The sequence below is a fragment of the Streptomyces sp. DG1A-41 genome, assembly GCF_037055355.1.
Classification (GTDB): Bacteria; Actinomycetota; Actinomycetes; order Streptomycetales; family Streptomycetaceae; genus Streptomyces.
The window spans coordinates 767,821-788,341 of the sequence record NZ_CP146350.1; the positions used below are offsets into that span (position 1 = coordinate 767,821).

The following is a 20,521-nucleotide window of genomic DNA, read 5'->3' on the forward strand; positions in this document are numbered from 1 at the left end:
GCCGGCCCGGACTCGCCCCCTTACCACCTGCTCGTTCCCGTAAGGCAGTTGCCACGGCTCCCCCTCACCTCGGCATGTCCGGTGAGGGGAAGTTAAAACGTTTGCACAGCGCGGTCAACACTTCTGACACAGACGGGACTTCACGCCGAGAGCAGTCCCCGGCCGAACCAGTCGGAGGACGAACGCACGCCGGGCAGGGCGAAGAAGTAGCCGCCGCCGGTCGGGGAGATGTAGTCCACGAGCGGTTCGTCGATCAGCCGGGTCTGGGTGGCCTCGAACTGGCGCCGCACATCCTGCTGGTAGCAGCAGAAGACCAGGCCCATGTCGAGGTCGCCGACGCTGTCGACGCCCCGGTCGTAGTTGTAACCCCGGCGCAGGATGCGGGAGGTGTCGGTCGCCGCGGTGCGCGGGTTCGCCAGGCGGATGTGGGCGTCGAGCGGGATGGCCGTGCCGTGCGGGTCCTTGGCGTAGTTCGGACTGTCGGTCTCCTTGGCGCCGTCCAGCGGCGCACCGGTGTCCTTGCGCCGGCCGAACATCTGCTCCTGCTCGGTCAGTGACACCCGGTCCCAGAACTCCACCAGCATCCGGATGATCCGGACGACCTGGTAACTGCCCCCGGTCGCCCAGCCGGGTTCGCCCTGCCCGTCGCCGACCCACACGAGGTGGTCCATCTCGCGGGCCGACGCGACGTCCGGGTTGGCTATGCCGTCCTTGAAGCCCAGCAGGTTGCGCTGGCTGCCGCTGGGCCGCGGCGCGTTCTGGAAGCCGTCGGCACGCCACCGGATCTGCATCGCGCCCCGGGTGTGCTTGGCGATGTCGCGCAGCGCGTGCAGCACGGTGTCCTGCCGGGCCGCGCAGATCTGGAGCAACAGGTCGCCGTGGCACTCGGCGGGGTTCAGGTTGTCGTTGGGGAAGGTCCGCATGGGCGTGAGCCGGCGCGGCTTGGCCTCGGCCAGTCCGTAGCGGTCGTCGAAGAGGGAGGCACCGACGCCGACGGTCACGGTGAGCGCGTCGGCCGGGACGACCGGGCCGAGGATGCCGTTGTCCGAGGGCGGGGCGCCGACGCCCAGGTCGGCGGGGGTGCCGCCGGCGGTGAGGAAACGGGCCCGCTGGGTCAGGGTCCGCAGCAGGTCGGCCAGTTCCGCGCGGTCGCCGGCGATGACGTCGAAGGAGACGAAGGCGGCGGCCTTCTGCTGGGGGGTGAGGATCCCGGCCTGGTGGGGACCGTGGAAGGGCACGGCGGCGGCGTTCGTCTCTTCGGCCGCTCGGGCCGTGCCACTGCCGGCCTCGGCGAGCGCCACGCCTCCCCCGGCGAGAACCGCGCCCGCGGCTCCGGCGCCCAGGGCCGTCTTGACGAAGGAACGGCGGCCGGCGTGCGCGGGGCAGCCCGGCGGAGGCGTGTCAGCGGACGGCATGGGGACGTTCCCTTCGGCGTGTTCGGTGTGCTGGCGGCGGCCGGTGCTCACGCGGACTTCCTGATCTCGAGCAGGTCCGGCACCGGCGACAGGTCTTCCAGAAGCTGCCCCGTGGCCCCGTCGATACGGGCCTTCGCGGTCCGGCCGAGCCGGTCGACGGGGGTCCAGCCGCTGTCGCGGTGCTCGGCGTCGAGCAGCGCCTGGAGTCGTGCGAGGTCCGCGTCGACGGTGGGCAGCAGATGCGGGGCCCGCGTTGTGAGCAACGGCCGCAGCACGGTGAGCAGTTCGCGTGTACCGGCGAGGTTGGCGTCAACCGTGGCCAGTCCGGTGCCGCTGCCCTGGTCGGTGTCGCCGGTCAGCTCGAACTGGAGGGTGTTCTCCAGGATCTCGTGGGCGCGCAGGGGCAGGTCGGAGGCGTCGAAGTGCTGATGCGGGAAGGCCTTCCGCAACCCGGAGGCATCGGCGGCCAGTTGCCGCGCCGGGTTGTTGAGCTCACCGGCCGGCTGGTCGTGCCACAGCCCGTACTCGATCCGCTGGAAGCCGGTGAAGTCCTTGTCGTGGACCCCGCCCGGCAGACCGTCGGGCCGGCCGTTGATCTTCTGGTCGAAGTCCTCGAAGGTGCCGTAGGCGGCGCCGAGAGAGGCGTAGGTGCGGTGCGCGGTCAGCCAGTCGGCGCGTGCCGTGTCCAGGTGACCGGCGCGGATGTCGTCGCCGAGCTTCCGGGTCTCGGTGACGAGGGTGACCAGGTTCCTGTTCACGTACGCCTTGTACGCCCGCAGCGGTCCCGCGAGATCCTGCTCGGAGACGGGGGCGACGGCCCTGGCGCCGGCGGCGCCGCCGACCTGGACCGCCTTTGAGGTGACGGCCTTGCCGTTGTTGGGGACACAGCGCCAGGCGTACGTGCCGCCCGCCACGGTGGCGACGAGGTCCCGGGTGGTGCCGGGGGCCAGGCCCTCGATCTCGCCGTAGACCGCGTTGCTGGCCGGATCGATGAGGTACACCTCGGACGTCTGGTCGCCGGTGTTGCGCATCTGGAAGGTCTGCCGCCCCGGCTTCGGCGCGGTGAAGCCATGACCGCAGTCCTTCGCGGAGACCGCGACCGTCTCGCCCCCGGCGGGCTTGGGGCTCGCCAGGGCGACGACGAGCCCGGCCAGGACGACGGGCACGGCGACCACGGCGACGGGGATGAGCCAGGCGGGGCGGCGGCGGGTGGGTGCGGGGGTCGGGAGGGGCGGCGTCCCCTGAACGGGCAGGGGCGGCGTCGTGCTCGGGACCGGGGCAACTCCCCGCACTCCCCGCACGAACAGCGTCAGCACCACGGTGAGATACCCGACGTACCCCGCCACCTGAAGCCACGTCATCGTCGGCGTCAGGTTGAGCACGCCCTGGAGCAGAGTGCTGTACCAGGACCCTGCGTCGACGCTGCCGCTCAGGTCGACCGCGTAGGCCGTCCCGCCGGGCAGGACCCCGCCCTCCTGGAGGTCGCGCAACCCGTAGCCGAGCACGCCCGCGGCGATCACTATGAGGACGGCGCCGGTAGTGGTGAAGAAGCGGGTGAGGTTGATGGAGAGCACGCGGCGGTAGAGCCCCCAGCACAGCACCGCCGCGAGAACGAGCCCGATGCCCGCTCCCGTCAGCGGCCCGGCCGACTCGTCCGCCGCGCGCGCCGTGGTCCACAGGAACAGGGCGGTTTCCAGGCCCTCGCGCCCCACCGCCAGGAAGGAGGTGAGGACCAGTACACCGGCGCCCATGGTCAGGGCCTCGGTGACCTTCTCCTTGATCTCTCCGGCCAGGCTGCGGGCCGAGCGGCGCATCCAGAACACCATGGCCGTCACGAAGGCGACGGCCACAAGGCTCAGCGTGCCGCCGAAGGCTTCCTGGGCGGCGGTGGAAAGGGACGCGGCGGTGAACGTGAGGACCGCGCCGAAGCTCATCGAGAGCGCGATCGCGGCCAGTACGCCGGTCCACACCTGCGGCAGACGGGACTTGGCGCCCGCCCGCACGAGGGTGGCGACCAGCACGGAGACGATGAGGCCGGCTTCGAGTCCTTCCCTCAGCCCGATCAGGAAGCTGGGAAACGCGTCGTCCCACATGTGCTGCGGCCCTCCCGGCCCTCCGCCCCGGCCCACCACACGAGCGAGTTAGCCAAGGCATGCCTTACCGATGCCGACCATCATGACCTCGGCTCTCTGGCCATCCGGTCATGAATGCCTCATGGCACGGCAAAGGTCCGAGTCCGCATTCCCAGCCGGGCCCAGCGGAGCGTGCTGGGCCCGGCTCAACCGGACGGCGGCCCGAGGACCGCACGCCGCACCACTGCTCGGCGCCGTACCCGCGCCCCACGCCTCCGGCAGGAACATGTGGCCGAGCTCGGCCTCTCCGCCCTCCGGACGGACGCGCCCCGGACGTTGCGCGTCGCGCCGGTCGAGCGTGTCCGTGCCGATCACCGCTCCGTCCGGACCGACCACGAACAGGCCAGGGCGGCGACGCGCTGACATACGATTGCGCATTCCCAGCCGGGCCCAGCGGAGCGTGCTGGGCCCGGGCACGCTGACATCATCGCGGGCGTGATCACTGCCGAGGCGTCGAACTGCCTGATGGTGACGGCTCGACGGAGATGAGCTCAAGAGGATGATCGTCAACGGATTCGTCCGGGCCCTGGGCGAGCCCGCCGACGAAGCAGCGCGACCCGTTTCACCGACGCCGGCTTCACGCCGCTGATCCGACACCGGCTGGTGGTTGCCCTCGGCCCTCGCCCCGGACGAAACGGCCGATCGCATCGTCCGCGAGGCTCGCCACCGAGCCCTGGTGCACCGACTGCTTGAGGTTCCCGCCCCTCGGCCGCCGCGCACCGATCCGCACCGCTCCGACGCCCCGGCTCCGTCCGGGCAACCTGCCATGCCCGGGGCCGCGCGGTCAACACCATCAGACCTGGTCGGCATCGACCGGGGCCTTACGGACCCCGAGGGACCGGGATTTGATTCTGCTCAGGTCATTGACTCCCAGCCACCTGCGCCATTAGCGTCCGCAAGCGCTTACTGCTCACCGCTCACCGGTCACATGTCCCGTTCATCGGTATGGCAGGGGATGGAAATGAGTGAGAAGTACCACCAGCTGGGGACCGACGCGCTCGATCGCCGCGCCGGGACACTTGAACGCGGGCTCGCGATCCTGGAACTGCTCGCCAGCGAACGGCAGTTGAGTGCTGCCCAGGTCGCCGACCGGCTGGACCTCTCGCGCAGCGCCACGTACCGCATCCTCGGCACACTCCGGCAGCGAGGCTACGTGGACTGGAACGGCAATGCGGACGACCTCGTACTGGGGCAGCGCGCGGTCACGCTCGGGATGGCCGCGCTGAGCGGCTACGACCCGTTCCTCGCGGCGCAGGCGCATCTGCGGGATCTGTCCCGGGAACTGTCCGAGGCCGCGCTGATGGCGGTGCGCGACGGCGACCAGATGGTGTACATCGCCCACGAGGACGTCACGGAGCACTCCATCGCGGTCCGCCGCCTGCTCGGCTTACGCCGCTCGCTCCACAGCACCTCCCTGGGCAAGGCATATCTGGCGGCGCTGCCGATCGCCGAGGCGGACGCCCTCGTCGACCGTCTTGAGCTGCGGGCGTTCACCCCCACCACCATCACCGACCCCTCCCGGCTGCGCGCGGAACTGGACGAGACCCGCGCCCGCGGCTACTCGATCGACGACAGCGAGAACGAACCCGACGTGCTGTGCTTCGGCGCGCCGATCCGAGACGAGCGCGGGATGCCGCTCTGCGCCATCAGCCTCGCAGGCCCGCGCGAGCGGATGCTCAGCAAGCAGGATGCGGCAGCCAAGCGCGTATCCGAGGTGGCGCTCGCGATCTCCCACAGGCTCGGCTTCACGGGGGCCGCCAACGCTGTGAAATTCGAAAGGTAGTACCTGATGAGACACGTCCGTGAGTTCCTTGTGGCCGCCGCGGCGATATCGCTGGTCGCGTCCTGCGCACCCGGCAGTGGTTCGGGCGACGAAGCGAGCAAGCAGACCGAGGACAAGAAGCTGACGTATCTGTACTTCACCGACGGCCCCGACGAGCAGGCGACCCGCAACCTGCTGGCCGAGTACAAGAAGAAGACCGGTGTCACGGTCGACCTTCAGATCGTTCCCTTCGACAATCTCGAGCAGCGTCTGCAGGCACGTCTCTCCGGCGGCAACGCACCGGATGTGGCCCGGCTGACCGACATCGAGCCGTTCCGCACCGACCTGCTGGATCTCAACACGTTCCAGAAGGCCGCCCTGGACGGGAAGTTCCTCAAAGGCGCCGACGCCTATGTCTCGGGCAAGGGCGGCGAGCTGCTCGCCGTGCCCAGCGATCTGACTATGAACGGACCGCTGATCAACGTGGACCAGTTCAAGAAGGCCAAGGTGCCGCTGCCCGATCCGAAGCACCCCTGGACCTGGGACGAGATGGTCACGGCAGCCAAGAAGGTGCAGGCCGCCAACAAGACCCAGAACGCGATCGCGATGGACGTGTCGGGGCACCGGTTCTCCACCATGCTCAGCCAGTACGGGACCAGCTTCTTCGACGCGAGCGGCAAGAAGCCGGCATTCGACGAGGCGAAGGCCACCGCCGCCGTGAAGCGGTTCGCCGAGCTGAACGACGCCGGCGTCATGCCGAAGGACCTGTGGCTACAGGCGGGCACCAAGTACAAGGGCGCCAACGAGATCTTCCTCGCCCAGCAGACACCGGTCTACATCAGCGGAAACTGGCAGGTCAGCGCATTCGCCAAGGAGGCGAAGTTCAACTGGGCCGCGGCGCCCGACCCGTGCCAGGAGGAGTGCGGCGGGTTCCCGGGCGGCAAGTTCATGGTGTCGTTCAAGGAGAGCAAGCGGCAGAAGCAGGCCGCCGACTTCATCGCCTTCATGAACTCCAAGGAGTCCCAGGAGAAGATGGCCGAGGAGGCCAACTTCCTGCCCACCCGGCAGGACCTGATCTCCTCCGGACTCACGTATCCGCAGCGCAACGCCGACATGCAGGTGTTTCTCGCCGACGTGAAGCGCACGCCGGCGACGGCCTACGGCACGGCATACAGCCCCGCGTTCTCGGCCACCGCCGACGCGACCGTCAAGGAGCTCGCCAAGGTGCTCGCTGGCCAGGCCACGCCGGAGCAGGCCGTCGCGGCCATCAAGGCGGCGGCACAGAAGGCGCTCGGAGACCTCGCGTGACCGCTGTGGCCGGCGCGCAGACCCCGCGGACGGCCGACCGGGCCCCCCACCCGCCCGGTCGCCGCCGCTCGGTCAAGCCGTGGAACCAGCGGATCGCACCGTATCTGTTCATCCTGCCCAACATGCTGATCTTCGGTGTGTTCGTCATCTATCCGGCGATCAACAACTTCAACATCAGCCTGTACGACAGCCGCAACGGCCGCGACTTCACCTATGCGGGCGGCGAGAACTACCAGGAGCTGTTCGGCTCGGACGAGTTCTGGGCGGCGGCTCGGCACACCGTGGTGTTCGCCGTCTGCTTCGTGGCGCTCACCACCGTCGTCTCGATCGGTCTGGCGCTGCTGCTCAACCAGAAGATCAAGGGCCGGGCGTTCTTCCGCACGGTGTTCTTCCTGCCCGTGGTGCTCTCCCCCGTGGTGGTCGGGCTGATCTGGGGCTGGATCTTCGAGCGGAACAACGGGCTGCTCAACACGCTGCTCGGCGGGGCCGGACTGGGCAGACCGGGCTGGCTGGTGGACGACACCCTGGCCATGGGTGTCGTGATCTTCGTCGGGCTGTGGATGCACGTCGGCTTCTACATCCTGATCATCCTGGCCGGGCTTCAGGGCATCGATCCCAACTACTACGAAGCCGCGCGGATGGACGGCGCCTCGGCCTGGCAGCAGCTGCGGCACATCACGCTGCCGCTGCTGCGGCCGACCACCATGGTCGTGGTCATCCTCAGCATGATCGCCGGGTTCCAGGCGTTCGACTACATCTGGACGCTCACCGGCGGCGGTCCCGTCGGCGGCACCACCCTGATGATCCAGTACATCTACGAGAACGCCTTCCAGTCCCCGATCCAGTACGGCCTGGCCTCGGCGGCCGCCGTGGTGCTCTTCTGCTCGGTCTTCGCGCTGACCCTGCTCAACTACCTGTACAACCAGCGGAAGGAGTCGGCATGAGCCTGACGGCCGTACGCGACTCCAAGGGAGCGCGGCAGTGGACCTCGATCAGCGGGGGCGCCACTCCGACCGTGGGACGGATCCTCACCTACGCGGTGCTGATCGGCCTGTCCATCGTGGTCCTCGCGCCCGTGGTGTGGGCGGTGCTCAGCTCGTTCAAGTCGCAGACCGAGCTGGCGCAGGTCCCGCCCTCACCCCTGCCCGGCGCGCTGCGCACGGAGAACTACAGCGAGGCGCTGAGTTCGTTCGACTTCGGCACCTATCTGAAGAACAGCGCCATCGTGACGGTCGGGGCGACGCTCCTCACCGTGGTCATCAACACGATGTGCGCCTACGGCCTGGCCAAGTACAACTTCCGCGGCCGCAACGCGCTGTTCCTCATCGTGCTCGGGACCATCATGATCCCGCTCCAGCTGATCTTCATTCCGGTCTACCAGATGGCGGCCCAGCTCGGCCTGGTGAACTCCCTGTGGGGGCTGATCATCCCGCCCGCCGCGACGCCGACCGGGGTGTTCCTGCTGCGGCAGTACATGCTGACCATCCCGGACGATCTGATCGACGCGGCCCGGATCGACGGGGCGGGCGAGTTCCGGATCTTCGCCCGGATCGTGGTGCCGCTGTGCGGCGCCGCCATCGCCGTGGTGACGATCTTCTCGGTGATGTGGCGGTGGAACGACTTCCTGTGGCCGCTGATCATCAGCCAGGACCAGTCGAAGTACACGCTGCCGGTGGCTCTGGCGCAGTTCAACAGCCAGCTGGTGGCCCCGTTCAACTACATCCTGGCCATGTCCGTGGTCAGCATGATCCCGGTCGTGGTGATCTTCCTGGTGCTTCAGCGCCATATCGTCCGCGGCGTCGCCAACACCGGACTGAAGTGAGGAGCACAGTGCAGAGCGGTATGGAGAACGGTGTGGAGAGCGGCAAGGGCCGCACTGTGCATGCCCTGGACGAGCGTGGGACCGTACGGGACTGGCTGATCAGCCCGGCCTGGAGCGAGCCCGCCGACGATCTGGACAAGCATCTCGCCGCGGACGGGGATCCCTGGGGCGAGCGAGGCCGTTGGCGGCTGACCAACGGGCCCGATGTCACCCCGCTCAAGGAGGAGCTCTACCGGCACCGGCCGCTGCGCCGCGATCCGGTCCTGACCCCTGTGGTCGAGGGCGGCGAGATCCGGTACACCGGCCCCGGCGGCACCCGGCACTCCGGGCGGTGGCAGCGGGTGCACACCGCGGCCGACGGTCTTGTCGACTGGAGCGAGTTCTGCTTCACCCCGGAGTACCGGGTCGCCCTCGCGGCCTGCGTGCTGGAGGTCGACCAGGCGGAGTGGCGGACCCTGCGGCTGGCCACGACCGGTCCGTTCCTGCTGTTCGTGGGCGGTGAACTACGCGGCGAATCTGGCACGGTCAGCTACATGGAACCCGTCGAGCAGGACGTCCGGGTCTGGCTGCCGTCGGGCACCACGACCGTCCTGGTCGCTTCCTGGCAGGTGGCGTTCCGCGAGGTCCGGCAGATCGTACGGCTGCGCGTCGGCGGACTGCCGGTCCGGGTGGTGGTGCCCAGCGAGGGCGCCTGCGAGTACACCTCCGCCGTCGCCGAGCGCGTACTCGACGCGGTGGGCACCACCCGCTGGGGCACGACCGACGGTGAGATCCCGCTCACCGGGCCTGACGGCGCCGCGCTGCGGGTTCAGTGGGCGGGCCGGACCCGGCGGATCCGACTCGACGGCGGCCGGGCGGCGGTACGGCTGGACGAGGCGGAGCAGGGGAATGAGGCGGGCGAGACGGAGGAGGTGAGAGCCGGGGACGACGTGGGCAGCGCCTCCATGCTGTCCACCGGCGCTTCCGTGCTCCGGGTCTCGGTGGACGACGACCGTGCCCCGGTGTTCCGGGAGTTCCCGGTCGCCGTACTGCCCGGCGCGTACCGGGCGGCCCCCGAAGGCGAGCTGTCCGACCGGCGCGCCGAGTTCCTGCGGCACGCCGCGAGGGCCGACGGCACCGGGGGTGAGCTCGTACGCGCCCTCACCGACCCGCACCACATGGTCGGCGAGTCCGGTCTGACCCGCGCCCTGTGGATGATCGACAATCGCGCCGACTGCGCCGACTTCGAAGCCGTCGGCCTGTTCCATCTGTGGCGGCGGATACCCGCCGACCGCTGGGCACCCGGCCTGCGCGACCGGGTGCGCACCGCGCTCCTCGGCTTCAAGTACTGGATCGACCAGCCCGGCCTCGACGCCATGTGCTACTTCACCGAGAACCACCAGTTCGTCTGGCACACCGCCGAGCTGTTGTGGGGCACCGAGCTGGCCGACGACACGTTCGGCAACACCGGCTGGACCGGCGCCGCGCACGCCGCGCACGCGCGCGGCCTGGCGATCGAGTGGATGCGCCGCAAACTGGCCGGCGGGTTCAGCGAGTTCGACTCCAACGCCTACCTCGCCATCGACCTGCTCGCGCTCGTGTCGCTGGTGGAGTTCGCCGATGACCAGGAAGTGGCAGAGCTGGCGGCCGGTGTCGCCGACCGGGTGCTGTTCAGCCTGGCGGCCAACTCCTGGCGCGGCATCCACGGCTGCGCCCACGGCCGCAGTTACGTGTCGACGCTTCGCTCGTCCCGGCTGGAGGAGACCGCCCCGATCATGTGGGTGTGCTTCGGCACCGGCGCCCTCAACGACGCGGTGCTGCCGGCCGCTGTGGTCGCCACGGCGGACCGCTACCGGATGCCGGACGTCATCCGCGAGGCCGCGCACGACCTGCCGGAGCGCTGGTCGGGCCGGCAGAACTACCGCGGCGACTACCGCCTCGCCCATGACCTCCTGTCCCGTCCGTACGGATCCGACCTCACCGTCTACAAGACCCCTGACACGATGCTGTCCTGCGTGAACGACTACCGCCCGGGCCTGCCGGGCCTTCAGGAGCACATCTGGGGCGCCACCCTGGGCCCCGAGACGCAGGTCTTCGTCACCCACGCGCCCAACGCCTCCGTCTCCCCGTCGGCGCGGCCCAACTCCTGGGCGGGCAACCGGATCCTGCCCCGCGCCCGGCAGCACGAGGGCACGGTCCTGGCGCTGTACCGGATACCCGCCGACGACGTCATGGCGTACACGCATGCCTGGTTCCCGTCGGCCGAGTTCGACGAGTGGCTGCGGCACGGCGTGTGGATCGCCGGGCGCAAGGGGGACGGCTTTGTGGCCCTGGCGACCGAAGGCGGTGCCGAGCCGGTGACCGCAGGTCCGGACGCGTGGCAGGAGTGGCGGCCGACCGGGCCCGGTACCGCCTGGGTGTGCACAGTGGGGCGGCGCGCCGTGCACGGAGAGCTCGGCGACTTCGTCCGTACGCTCGCTACCCCCGACTTCGGGCCGGACCGCGTCGCGTTCCGTACGGTCGAGGGCACCGAACTGTCCCTGGACTGGGCCGGGCCGTTCACCGTCGACGGGCGGCCCGCCGATCTCGCCGCCGACGGCAATGTCGCGACCCCGCCGCAGCTCGCCAACCCGTACGCGCAGCTGGAGTCGGAAGCGACTTCGCTGGCGATCGGCCCGCATGTCATCGACCTCCGGAAGGGGCGCCCCCTATAAACGGCGGAACAAGCGTCGGAATGAATGGCGGAACGAACGGCGGACGCGGTCTCGACGTGAGCCAGGCGGCCCTGGCCGGGCCGCCGTTGATGCCTGCCGACCAGCGCGACCTGACGCCCGGACTGCTCGCGGCGACCGCCGAGCGGATCGCCGCGCGGGCGGCGGGAATGGGGCTGCGCCAGTGGTTCTGGGGCGAGGGCGTGGTCCTCCAAGGCATGCTGCGCCTCGCCGAGGCCACCGGCCGGCCGCCGCATCCCTTCGCGGCCGAGTTCATCGACGGCCATCTGTTAAGCGGCATCGAACTCGGACACGTCAACGATCTGGCGCCGGGCACGGCCTGCGCCGATCTGTACGGGCTGACGGGCGAGCAGCGTTACAAGGACGGCTGCGAGCGGCTGTTGCGGTGGCTGCGCCGTGATGGCGTCCTCACCCGCGACCCGGGCGGCGCGATCGAGCACTGGCCCGGCGGGGTCTGGGCGGACACGGTGTACATGGCCGGCGCGTTCCTGATCCATTGCGGCGTGCACACCGGCCGCTCCGAGCTGATCGCGGAGGCGGGCGAGCAGATCCTCGCCCACGCCCGCATCCTGCAGCACCCGGAGACCGGGCTGTACGCACACGGCTCGCACCAGGGCAGCACCATCTGGTGCCACTGGGGCCGGGCCAACGCCTGGGCGGCCCTGGCCTCCGTGGAGTACCTCGAGGCCGACCGGTGTCACGGCGAGGCGAGCGAGCGGGTCCGCGGCCTCCTGCGCCGCCAGCTCCTCGCGCTCGCGGACCACCAGCCCGCGCACGGCGTCTGGGACGTCCTGGTCGACGGTCAGCCGGAGAACAGGGGCATCCTCGAGACCTCGGCCGCGGCAGGCATCGCCGCCGCCATGTTCCGCGCCGCCGCACTCGGAATCGAGCCCGACCGGCTGCGGGCCGCGGCCTGGCGCGCCCTCGCCGGCCTGCACGCGTACGTGACGCCCGACGGCACCCTCACCCGCACCAGCGCCGGCACCATCCTTCAGCTCATTCCCTTCGGCTATTCGGTGATCCGCACCGACATGATCCAGCCCTGGGGACAGGGCCTGGCTCTGCACGCGTACGCAGCCGCGCTCAACGACCGGGCGCGGCCCGGGCAATCCGCGTGATCCGCATCCGCGGAGGTCGCCCCTGGCGGTCAGGCACGCCACCGGCCCCGACCGGATCCCGGCTTCGGCACCGAGGCGCTGCGCTCGCGCTCCCTCGTTACGGACCTGTTCGGCACCGACAAGGTGCGCTGTGTCCCCAGCCGCGAGGACCGGATCGTCAGCGGCGGGGTGCGCCGTCGTCAGCAGCGGCATGGGAGGCGGCGCGGTCACCGTCGACGGCGCCGAGCACAAGCTCGCCGCCCGTCAGGCCGGCAGAAGACCCGCACCTCCGGGTGCACCTGGCCCCGTCAGTGACCTGGTGGCACTCCTGACATCAGCACATCCGACCGCCGGCGGGCCGGGACCGGTCCCGACCTCGAACGGGACGGAGCCCCTCTGTCGCGAGTCGGCAAAACCATCGGGGCGGGGGCTTCTGCCCCGCGTGGTGACGTCCGCACGGCACGCGCACGGGATACCGCGCCCCTCTTGACGCATCAATGACAACAGTGGCTTGATGCATGGGAGCGCTCCCACCTCACCCAGGGAAGGGATCACCATGCGCAGAACCCGCCGCTCGTCCTCGCGCTTACGGATCACCCCGTTTCTCGGCCTCCTGGCCGCCCTGCTCCTGCCCCTCGGCATCACATTCGCGCCCCGCGCCACGGCCGCACCGGCGGCGGACCCCGTACGCGTCATGCCGCTCGGCGACTCGATCACCGGCTCGCCGGGCTGCTGGCGGGCGGTGCTCTGGAACCGGCTGCTGAACAGCGGACACAAGGACATCGACTTCGTCGGCACCCTCCCGCCGCAGGGCTGCGGACAGGCCCACGACGGCGACAACGAAGGCCACGGCGGTGAGCTGGTGACGAACGTGGCCGACCAGAACCTGCTGCCGGGCAGGCTCGCGGCCACCCGGCCGGACATCGTTGTCATGCACTTCGGCACGAACGACGTGTGGAGCAGCATCGCCCCCGACCGCATCCTCGCCGCCTACACCAAGCTCGTGACGCAGATGCGGGCCTCGAACCCGGACATGCGGATCCTCGTCGCGCAGCTGATCCCCATGAACCCGGCCAGTTGCGCGGCCTGCGCGCAGCGCGTCGTCGACTTCAACGCGCGGATCCCCGACTGGGCCCGGGCGACCAGTACCGAACGCTCCCCGATCACCGTGGTCGACCAGTGGACGGGCTTCAGCACCGCCACGGACACCTACGACGGCGTGCACCCCAACGCCTCCGGTGACGACAAGATCGCCGCCCGCTGGTTCCCGGCCCTGGCGGCGGTCCTCGACGCGGGCGTCCCCGAAAACCCCGGTGGCCCGGGGGGACCCGCGGCCTGCACGGCCCGCTTCCGAGCCGTCTCCATGTGGCAGGGCGGCTATCAGGGAGAGGTGACCGTGACGAACACGTCCGCCTCCGCCCTCTCGGGCTGGACCGCGACGGTCGTACCGGCGAACGGCGCGCGCATCGGCCAGGTCTGGAACGGCACCGTCAGCACGGCCGCGGACGGTACGGCCACCGTCACGAACGCGGCGTGGAACGGAGCGCTGGCACCCGGCGCGAGCGCCACGTTCGGCTTCGTCGCCACCGCCCCGGCAACCGCCGGCGCCCCGGCGGCGACCGTCACGTGCACGGGGAAGAGTTCCGCCGACTGACACCCGGCGCGGACCGGACCAGGACCGGCCTCGGCAGCGCACTCGCCGCTGCTTCCCCAGGACTGGACTCGACCAGGAACAGGCCCCCATCCATCCCACCCCCCACCTCTGGAGCCGCCATGAGACCCCGCACCGCCCCGACCCCGCGCGTGGCCACCGTGGCCGTCGCCCTCCTCGGCCTCCTGCTCTCCTTCCTCTCCCTCGGCACACCGGCGCACGCCGCACCCACCGGCTTCCGCATCGACAACGGCCGGCTGCTGGAGGCGTCCGGGAACGACTTCGTGATGCGCGGCGTCAACCACGCCCACACCTGGTTCCCGGACCGGATCAGCTCCCTCTCCCACATCAAGACCAAGGGCGCCAACACCGTCCGCGTGGTCCTCTCCAGCGGTGACCGCTGGACCCGCAACGACACCGCCGACGTGGCGAACGTGGTCTCCCAGTGCAAGCAGAACCGGCTGATCTGTGTGCTGGAGGTGCACGACACCACCGGCTACGGCGAACAGAGCGGAGCCGTCACGCTCTCCCGCGCCGCCGACTACTGGATCAGCGTGCAGAGCGCGCTGACCGGTCAGGAGGACTACGTCATCCTCAACATCGGCAACGAGCCGCACGGCAACACCGGCTTCACGGCCTGGACGGCCGACACCAAGGCGGCCATCCAGAAGCTGCGCACCGCAGGGTTCGACCACACGATCATGGTCGACGCGCCCAACTGGGGCCAGGACTGGGCGTTCACCATGCGGGACAACGCCGCCTCGGTCTTCGCCGCCGACCCGGACGCCAACACGATCTTCTCGATCCACATGTACGGCGTCTTCGACACCGCCGCCGAGATCACCGACTACCTGAACCGCTTCGTCACGGCGAAACTCCCCATCGTCGTGGGCGAGTTCGGTCACGACCACTCGGACGGCAACCCCGACGAGGACACCATCCTGGCCGTCGCCCAGCAGCTCCGCCTGGGCCACCTCGGCTGGTCCTGGAGCGGCAACGGCGGCGGCGTCGAGTACCTGGACATGGTCACGAACTTCGACCCGAACCAGCTCACCAGCTGGGGGCAGCGGCTCTTCAACGGGGCGAACGGCATCGCCGCCACCGCCAAGGAGGCCGCGATCTACTCCTCCGGCGGAGGCGACACCACTCCCCCGACGGCTCCCGGCACCCCGGCCGCCTCCGGGGTGACCTCCTCGTCCGCCACCCTGACCTGGGCCGCCGCCACCGACGCGACGGGCGTCACCGGCTACGACGTGGTCCGGATCGGCGGCGGCAGCGAGACGGTCGTCACCTCCACGGCCAGGACGACCGCCACCGTCACCGGCCTGTCCCCCGACACCCCCTACACCTTCGCCGTCTACGCCCGTGACGCCGCCGGCAACCGTTCGCCCCGTTCGGCCACGGTGACGTTCACGACCTCCTCCGGCGGCTCAACGGCGGCCTGCGGCGTCGGCTACCGGGTGACGAGCAGCTGGCCCGGCGGATTCCAGGGCGAGATCACCCTGCGCAACACCGGCACGTCGGCGATCAACGGCTGGACGCTGCGCTGGACCTTCCCGGACAGCCAGCGCATCACCAACCTCTGGGGCGGCACGGCGACGCAGAGCGGCTCCGAGGTCAGTGTCGCTGCCGCCTCGTACACCGCGACGATCCCGGCGGCGGGCTCGGTCACCCTCGGCTTCACGGCCTCCCGGGCGACGGCGAACCCCAGTCCGACGGCGTTCACGCTGAACGGCGCCACCTGCTCGGTGAGCTGACCGGGCCGGGTACGACGGTGCCGGCGCGCTCCCGACCGGTCGGCGCGACGGCACCGTCCGGTACGGCCGCTTCACCCCCATGGGTGTGATCCGCGCAACATCCGTACCGGAAAGCGGTTTACCTTGCCCCCCAGTGGTCAGGCGGCGGGGATGTCGCACCGGCACCCCACCGCCGTAACCCCGGCAAGACGCGTATGCGCCCGTCCCGGTTCCCCGCACCGCGCGTGGGAGGCGTCATGAGCGAGGACACACTGCGCATGCGGCCCGTGGCGAGCACGAGCGGCGAGGCCGGGCCCGGCACGTCCCGCGAGACCGCTGCCCCGCCGAAGCCGGCCGGGCAGCGCGACGCGTTCTTCGACAACGCCAAGTACCTGGCGATCGTGCTGGTGGCGATCGGGCACGCCTGGGAGCCGTTGCGGGACGGCAGCCGGGCGGTCAGCGCGCTCTACATGGTCGTCTACGCCTTCCACATGCCGGCGTTCATCGTCATCTCCGGCTACTTCTCGCGTTCCTTCGACGCGAGCCCGGGGCGGATCAGGCGCCTGGTCACCGGGCTCGCCGTTCCGTACGTCGTCTTCGAGACGGCGTACACGCTGTTCACGCGATGGACGGACCAGGAGCCCGACCGGCCCGTGAGTCTGCTGGATCCGCTCTATCTGACGTGGTTCCTGGTGGCGCTGTTCATCTGGCGGCTGACGACGCCGGTGTGGCGGCACGTGCGGTGGCCGTTGCCGGTCGCCCTCGTCATCGCGATGCTGGCGACGCTCTCGCCGTCCGTCGGCAACGACCTCGACCTCCAGCGCACCCTTCAGTTCCTGCCGTACTTCGTCCTCGGTCTGCTGCTGAAGCCGGAGCACTTCCGGCTGGTGCGCCGCCGCTCGGTGCGGGCGCTGGCCGTGCCGGCCTTCGCCGCCGCGGTCGTCCTGGCCTATTGGGCGGTCCCGCGGATGACCGGCGCATGGTTCTACCACCGCGACAGCGCCGAGGAACTCGCCGCGCCCTCCTGGTACGGGCCCCTGATGACGCTGCTGACCTTCGGCTGTTCGCTGGTCCTGGTGGCCTGCTTCCTCGCCTGGGTGCCCGGACGCCGGGCGTGGTTCACCGTGCTGGGCGCGGGGACGCTGTACGGCTACCTGCTGCACGGCTTCGTCGCCCAGGGGTCCAAGTTCTGGGGCTGGTACGAGCCGGCGTGGGTCCACCGGCCCGTGGGCGTGGTCGTCGTGACGGTCGTCGCCGCGGTGCTCGTGACCGCGCTGTGCACACCGCCGGTGCGGCGGCTGTTCCGCTGGGTGATGGAGCCCGAGATGGCGTGGGCGTTCCGCCGGGACGCGCATCAGCAGGCGCGGGAACGCAATGCCGTCCGCGAGGGGAGCGCCGCACGCGGCTGACGCCGGCGCGTGGTGCCAGGGCCCGGCCGGTTCGCGGAGCGGGTGCGGTTCGGCGAGCCGCGGGTCGCCGAAGCGCCCGGTCCCAGGCCGCCCGGGATCCGACCCCGGTGCCGCGGCTGCCGGTGACCGGCGGGTGACGCGCCCCCTCGCGGCGTCCCGCCTACCCCGTGCTGGCCTCCCCCTCCTGCGTGAGCCGGATCAGCAGCACACCGGGCGTGCGCGGCACGGACACCGTCAGCCCGTCCCCGTTCCAGACGGCCCGGCCCGCCTCCGCGGAGGACGGGTGCAGGACGTCCGCGCGGACGGTCCGGCCCGCCAGGTGCCGGACGGGGACGCGGAGTTCGGCCGCTCCGCCGCGGCGCCACACCGACAGGTACGCCGTGCGGTCACCGGGGACCGAGAGCCCCAGGGCCAGCCACTCGTCCGTCCAGCCGGGCAGGCCGAGCGGCCAGAACGGCAGGGCCCGCGCCAGGTCCCCGCGGATCGACTTGTAGACCGCGACGGCATCACGCACGAGGGCCAGTTGGTGTTCCGACATGCGGTTGAGATGGCCCGAGAGGTGGATGCGGCCGAGCAGGGCCCCGCCCAACGTCCACCTCGTCAGGTCGTCGTCGAACTCGGGCTGCGGGTAGGCCCAGACGGCGCCCTGTTCGGGCGGGACCGCGGTCGGCGCGGCGGCGGCGATGGGCGGATAGCGCAGGGGGTCCTGCTGGTCGCTGGTGGACTGGAGCTGGGCGACGGCCAGGGTGGCGCCGTCCATGCGCATGCCGCCCGAGGCGCAGTTCTCCACGACGAGTCCGGGGTGGCGGTCCAGTACGCCGGACAGCCAGTCCAGGTAGGCGTGGGCGTGGCCCAGCAGCCCGGCTCCCGGGGCGAGGTCGCCGGGTGCCTGGGTGCCGGGGTCGACCACGATGTTGTAGTCCAGCTTGAGGTAGCCCACGCCCCAGTCGCCGACGATCCGGTCCACGGCCTTGTCGAGGTGGGCGCGGGCGGCCGGGTGCCGCAGGTCGAGCTGGTGGCGGCCCTGTTCGGCCAGGCGCACGCCGTCGCGCTGGAAGAACGCCTCGTCGGGCAGTTCGGCCGCGACGGGGCTGCGCACCCCGACGACCTCCGGCTCCAGCCACAGCCCGGGCACCATCCCGCGCTCCCGGATCCGGTCCAGGACGGCCTGGATGCCGCCGTCGGGGAAGCGGCGCGGCGAGGGCTGCCAGGCGCCGACGCTGTCCCACCAGCCCCGGGTGTCGTCGTCGTACCAGCCCGAGTCGATGCAGAAGTACTCGGCGCCGGCGTCCGCGGCGGCGTCGATCAGCGGCAGGAGCTTGGCCGTGGTCGGGTCGCCCATCAGGGTGTTCATGTAGTCGTTGAAGACGACGGGGAGGGCGGTGTGGTCCGGGTGCGGGCGGCGGACCGCCCGGCGGTAGGAGGTCAGGGCGCCGATCGCCGTGTCGAGGTCGGAGCCGAGTGCCAGGGCCCCGTACACGGTGGTGAACTCCTCGTCCGGGGCGAGCCGGACCCGCCACTGGTGTTCCGCGTCGGTGGGGCCGTTCAGCGCCAGGTACGTGCCGTGGGCGCGTTCGCCCAGGTCCCAGCGCCAGCCGGCCGGGGACTCGACCTGCCACGCCCAGGCCCGGCCGCCGTCCCGCTCCGTCAGCGCGCCCATGGCCAGATGGCCGTCGGTGGGCCAGCTGCCGCGCCCGGTGAGCGCGAGGGCGGCCCGGCTGTCGTGCTGGTGGACGTCGACGTGGATGTCGGCGACGGCGGCGCGCAGCGGCTCGGCGTACCAACGGCACTCGGCGAGCCAGTCGTTGCGGGCCCGGTGGACGTCGAGGGCGTCGGGTGCGGGCAGGCCGCCGAGCAGGAGGCTGCTGACGGACTGGACGACCAGGGGCTCGCGGCCCTCGTTGCGGAGGCGGACGCGGGAGCGGAGGACGGACACGCCGGTGGGTGAGGTGAGTTCGACGAACGCCGTCAATCCGGTGTCCGGGTCGTGGAGTTCGACGGTCAGCCACTCCCAGCCGTCGCCTCTGCCCGTGCGGTGGGTCCGGTAGGCGAGCCGGGCGCCGAAGGCCGTGCCGGTGAAGCGGGGGCCGGACCAGCCGCTGCCGTGGCCGAGAGCGGTGAGCTCCACGAGCGGGAGCGCGGAGTGCGAGGCGGCGGGGCGCTCGTCGTCGGGATGGGCCAGCCGGACCAGCCGCAGGGTCCCGTCGGCGGCAACCGCGAAACCGGCCCGGAGGGCTTGATGCCCCCAAGTGAACTCGTCCTGCCGCTGGTTGGAGGCCATGTGCGCCGCATCCGCCCTGCCCGTCAAGGTGCTCCCCCTCCTGACCTCGTCCCGTCCTCGGGGAGCGGAGGTCCGCGTGAATCCCTCGTTACGGTCTCTTGACGACCCAAGTGTGACCGGTCACAATCCTGGCATGAATGTGACCGGTCACACAAGGCGCCCGGCGAGCATCAGGGACGTCGCGACCGCCGCGGGGGTCTCGTACCAGACGGTCTCGCGGGTGATCAACGGCCATCCCAGCGTCCGGCCGTCCACCCGGGAGCGGGTGCTCGCGGCCATCGAGGAACTGGGCTTCCGCCGCAACGCGACCGCCCTCGCCCTGGCCAGCGGGCGCAACCGGGCCGTGACCGTGCTCACCGCGAACACCACCCACTACGGCTACGCCTCGATCCTCCAGGGCATCGAGGAGGCCGCCCGCGCGGCGTCGTACGCGGTCGGGATCGGGGTGCTGGAATCCGCCGAGGACGCGGCCGTCGCCGCCGAGGTGCAGCGCGCGGCGGACGCGGGCGGCGGGATCGTCGTGATCGCATACGATCCGGCGGGTGTCCGCGCGCTGGGAGCCGTGCCCGCCGGGCTGCCGGTCGTGGGCGTGGTCGAGACCCCGGCGAGCCCGCCCGGCGGCGACCGCCCGTGGGTGTGGACCGACGACCGTGAGGCCGCCTACCAGGCGACCAGCCATCTGCTCTCCCTCGGCCACGAGACCGTGCACTACGTGGCCATCCCGTCCAGCACCCGCCGCACCAGCGCCCGCACCGGCGGCTGGCGGCAGGCGCTGAAGGAGGCCGGCGCCCCGGAGCCCCGCCCGGTGCAGAGCAGTTGGGGGCCGGCGGGCGGTCACGCGGCCGGGCTGAAGCTGGCGCGGGACGAGTCCGTCACCGCGATCCTGTGCGGCAACGACGACCTCGCGCTCGGCGTCCTGCGCGCCCTGCACGAGTCCGGCCGCCCGGTGCCGGGCGAGGTCAGCGTGGCCGGTTTCGACGACGCCCCGCACTCCGCCTTCCTCACCCCGTCCCTGACGACCGTACGCCTGGACTTCACCGGCCTCGGGCGGTCCGCGTTCGCCCTGCTGCACGGCGTGCTGGAGGAGTCCGCGCCGGTCGCCCCGCATCCCGTGTCCGTACCGGAACTGGTGGTGCGGGAGAGCTCGGGTCCACCGCCCGCCGACGCCTGAACCACCGATGTCCGAACAACCCGAAC

The 20,521-nt window shown here is 71.2% G+C and carries 13 protein-coding genes and 1 pseudogene; 10 read left to right on the forward strand and 4 right to left on the reverse strand.

What is annotated here, in order from left to right; translation table 11 throughout:
* Nucleotides 1–140: 140 nt before the first annotated feature.
* The 3 genes and pseudogenes from efeB to V8690_RS03665 form a co-directional block, all read right to left on the reverse strand.
* Nucleotides 141–1,415, reverse strand: a complete 1,275-nt coding sequence (gene efeB, locus V8690_RS03655; RefSeq protein ID WP_338785240.1) for an iron uptake transporter deferrochelatase/peroxidase subunit — start codon at nt 1,413–1,415, stop codon at nt 141–143.
* 47 nt (nt 1,416–1,462) lie between these two features.
* Nucleotides 1,463–3,508 (reverse strand): iron uptake transporter permease EfeU, encoded by a 2,046-nt coding sequence (efeU, locus tag V8690_RS03660; protein ID WP_338775851.1) that lies wholly within the window; start codon nt 3,506–3,508, stop codon nt 1,463–1,465.
* 231 nt (nt 3,509–3,739) lie between these two features.
* Nucleotides 3,740–3,901: pseudogene (locus V8690_RS03665) on the reverse strand (GNAT family N-acetyltransferase); the annotation flags it as partial.
* Nucleotides 3,902–4,508: 607 nt separating this feature from the next.
* On the opposite strand from V8690_RS03665, the gene V8690_RS03670 reads away from it, so the two are divergent.
* From V8690_RS03670 to V8690_RS03710, 9 genes are all read left to right on the forward strand, one after another.
* Nucleotides 4,509–5,330, forward strand: coding sequence for an IclR family transcriptional regulator (locus V8690_RS03670; protein ID WP_338775852.1), 822 nt, complete (start codon nt 4,509–4,511; stop codon nt 5,328–5,330).
* Between the two features lie 6 nt (nt 5,331–5,336).
* Complete coding sequence (locus V8690_RS03675; protein ID WP_338775853.1) at nt 5,337–6,617, forward strand: sugar ABC transporter substrate-binding protein; 1,281 nt, start codon at nt 5,337–5,339, stop codon at nt 6,615–6,617.
* Nucleotides 6,614–7,561, forward strand: coding sequence for a sugar ABC transporter permease (locus V8690_RS03680; protein WP_338775854.1), 948 nt, complete (start codon nt 6,614–6,616; stop codon nt 7,559–7,561). Before V8690_RS03675 ends, V8690_RS03680 begins: the two co-directional genes overlap by 4 nt.
* Complete coding sequence (locus tag V8690_RS03685) at nt 7,558–8,439, forward strand: carbohydrate ABC transporter permease (protein WP_338775855.1); 882 nt, start codon at nt 7,558–7,560, stop codon at nt 8,437–8,439. The genes V8690_RS03680 and V8690_RS03685 overlap by 4 nt, the downstream gene beginning before the upstream one ends.
* 8 nt (nt 8,440–8,447) lie before the next feature.
* Complete coding sequence (locus V8690_RS03690) at nt 8,448–11,132, forward strand: hypothetical protein (protein ID WP_338775856.1); 2,685 nt, start codon at nt 8,448–8,450, stop codon at nt 11,130–11,132.
* 56 nt (nt 11,133–11,188) lie between these two features.
* Nucleotides 11,189–12,268, forward strand: a complete 1,080-nt coding sequence (locus tag V8690_RS03695; protein WP_338775857.1) for a glycoside hydrolase family 88 protein — start codon at nt 11,189–11,191, stop codon at nt 12,266–12,268.
* Nucleotides 12,269–12,803: 535 nt separating this feature from the next.
* On the forward strand, nt 12,804–13,901 hold the full coding sequence (locus tag V8690_RS03700; protein ID WP_338775858.1) for a GDSL-type esterase/lipase family protein: 1,098 nt from the start codon (nt 12,804–12,806) through the stop codon (nt 13,899–13,901).
* 119 nt (nt 13,902–14,020) lie between these two features.
* Nucleotides 14,021–15,655, forward strand: coding sequence for a cellulase family glycosylhydrolase (locus V8690_RS03705; RefSeq protein WP_338775860.1), 1,635 nt, complete (start codon nt 14,021–14,023; stop codon nt 15,653–15,655).
* A 236-nt stretch (nt 15,656–15,891) separates the two neighbouring features.
* On the forward strand, nt 15,892–17,043 hold the full coding sequence (locus tag V8690_RS03710) for an acyltransferase family protein (RefSeq protein ID WP_338775861.1): 1,152 nt from the start codon (nt 15,892–15,894) through the stop codon (nt 17,041–17,043).
* A 160-nt stretch (nt 17,044–17,203) separates the two neighbouring features.
* Here V8690_RS03710 and V8690_RS03715 read toward each other — a convergent pair whose 3' ends face one another.
* Entirely contained in the window at nt 17,204–19,324 is a 2,121-nt protein-coding gene (locus V8690_RS03715; RefSeq protein ID WP_338775863.1) for an alpha-galactosidase, read from the reverse strand.
* Between the two features lie 133 nt (nt 19,325–19,457).
* On the opposite strand from V8690_RS03715, the gene V8690_RS03720 reads away from it, so the two are divergent.
* Nucleotides 19,458–20,495, forward strand: coding sequence for a LacI family DNA-binding transcriptional regulator (locus V8690_RS03720; RefSeq protein WP_338775864.1), 1,038 nt, complete (start codon nt 19,458–19,460; stop codon nt 20,493–20,495).
* The last annotated feature ends 26 nt before the right edge of the window (nt 20,496–20,521 follow it).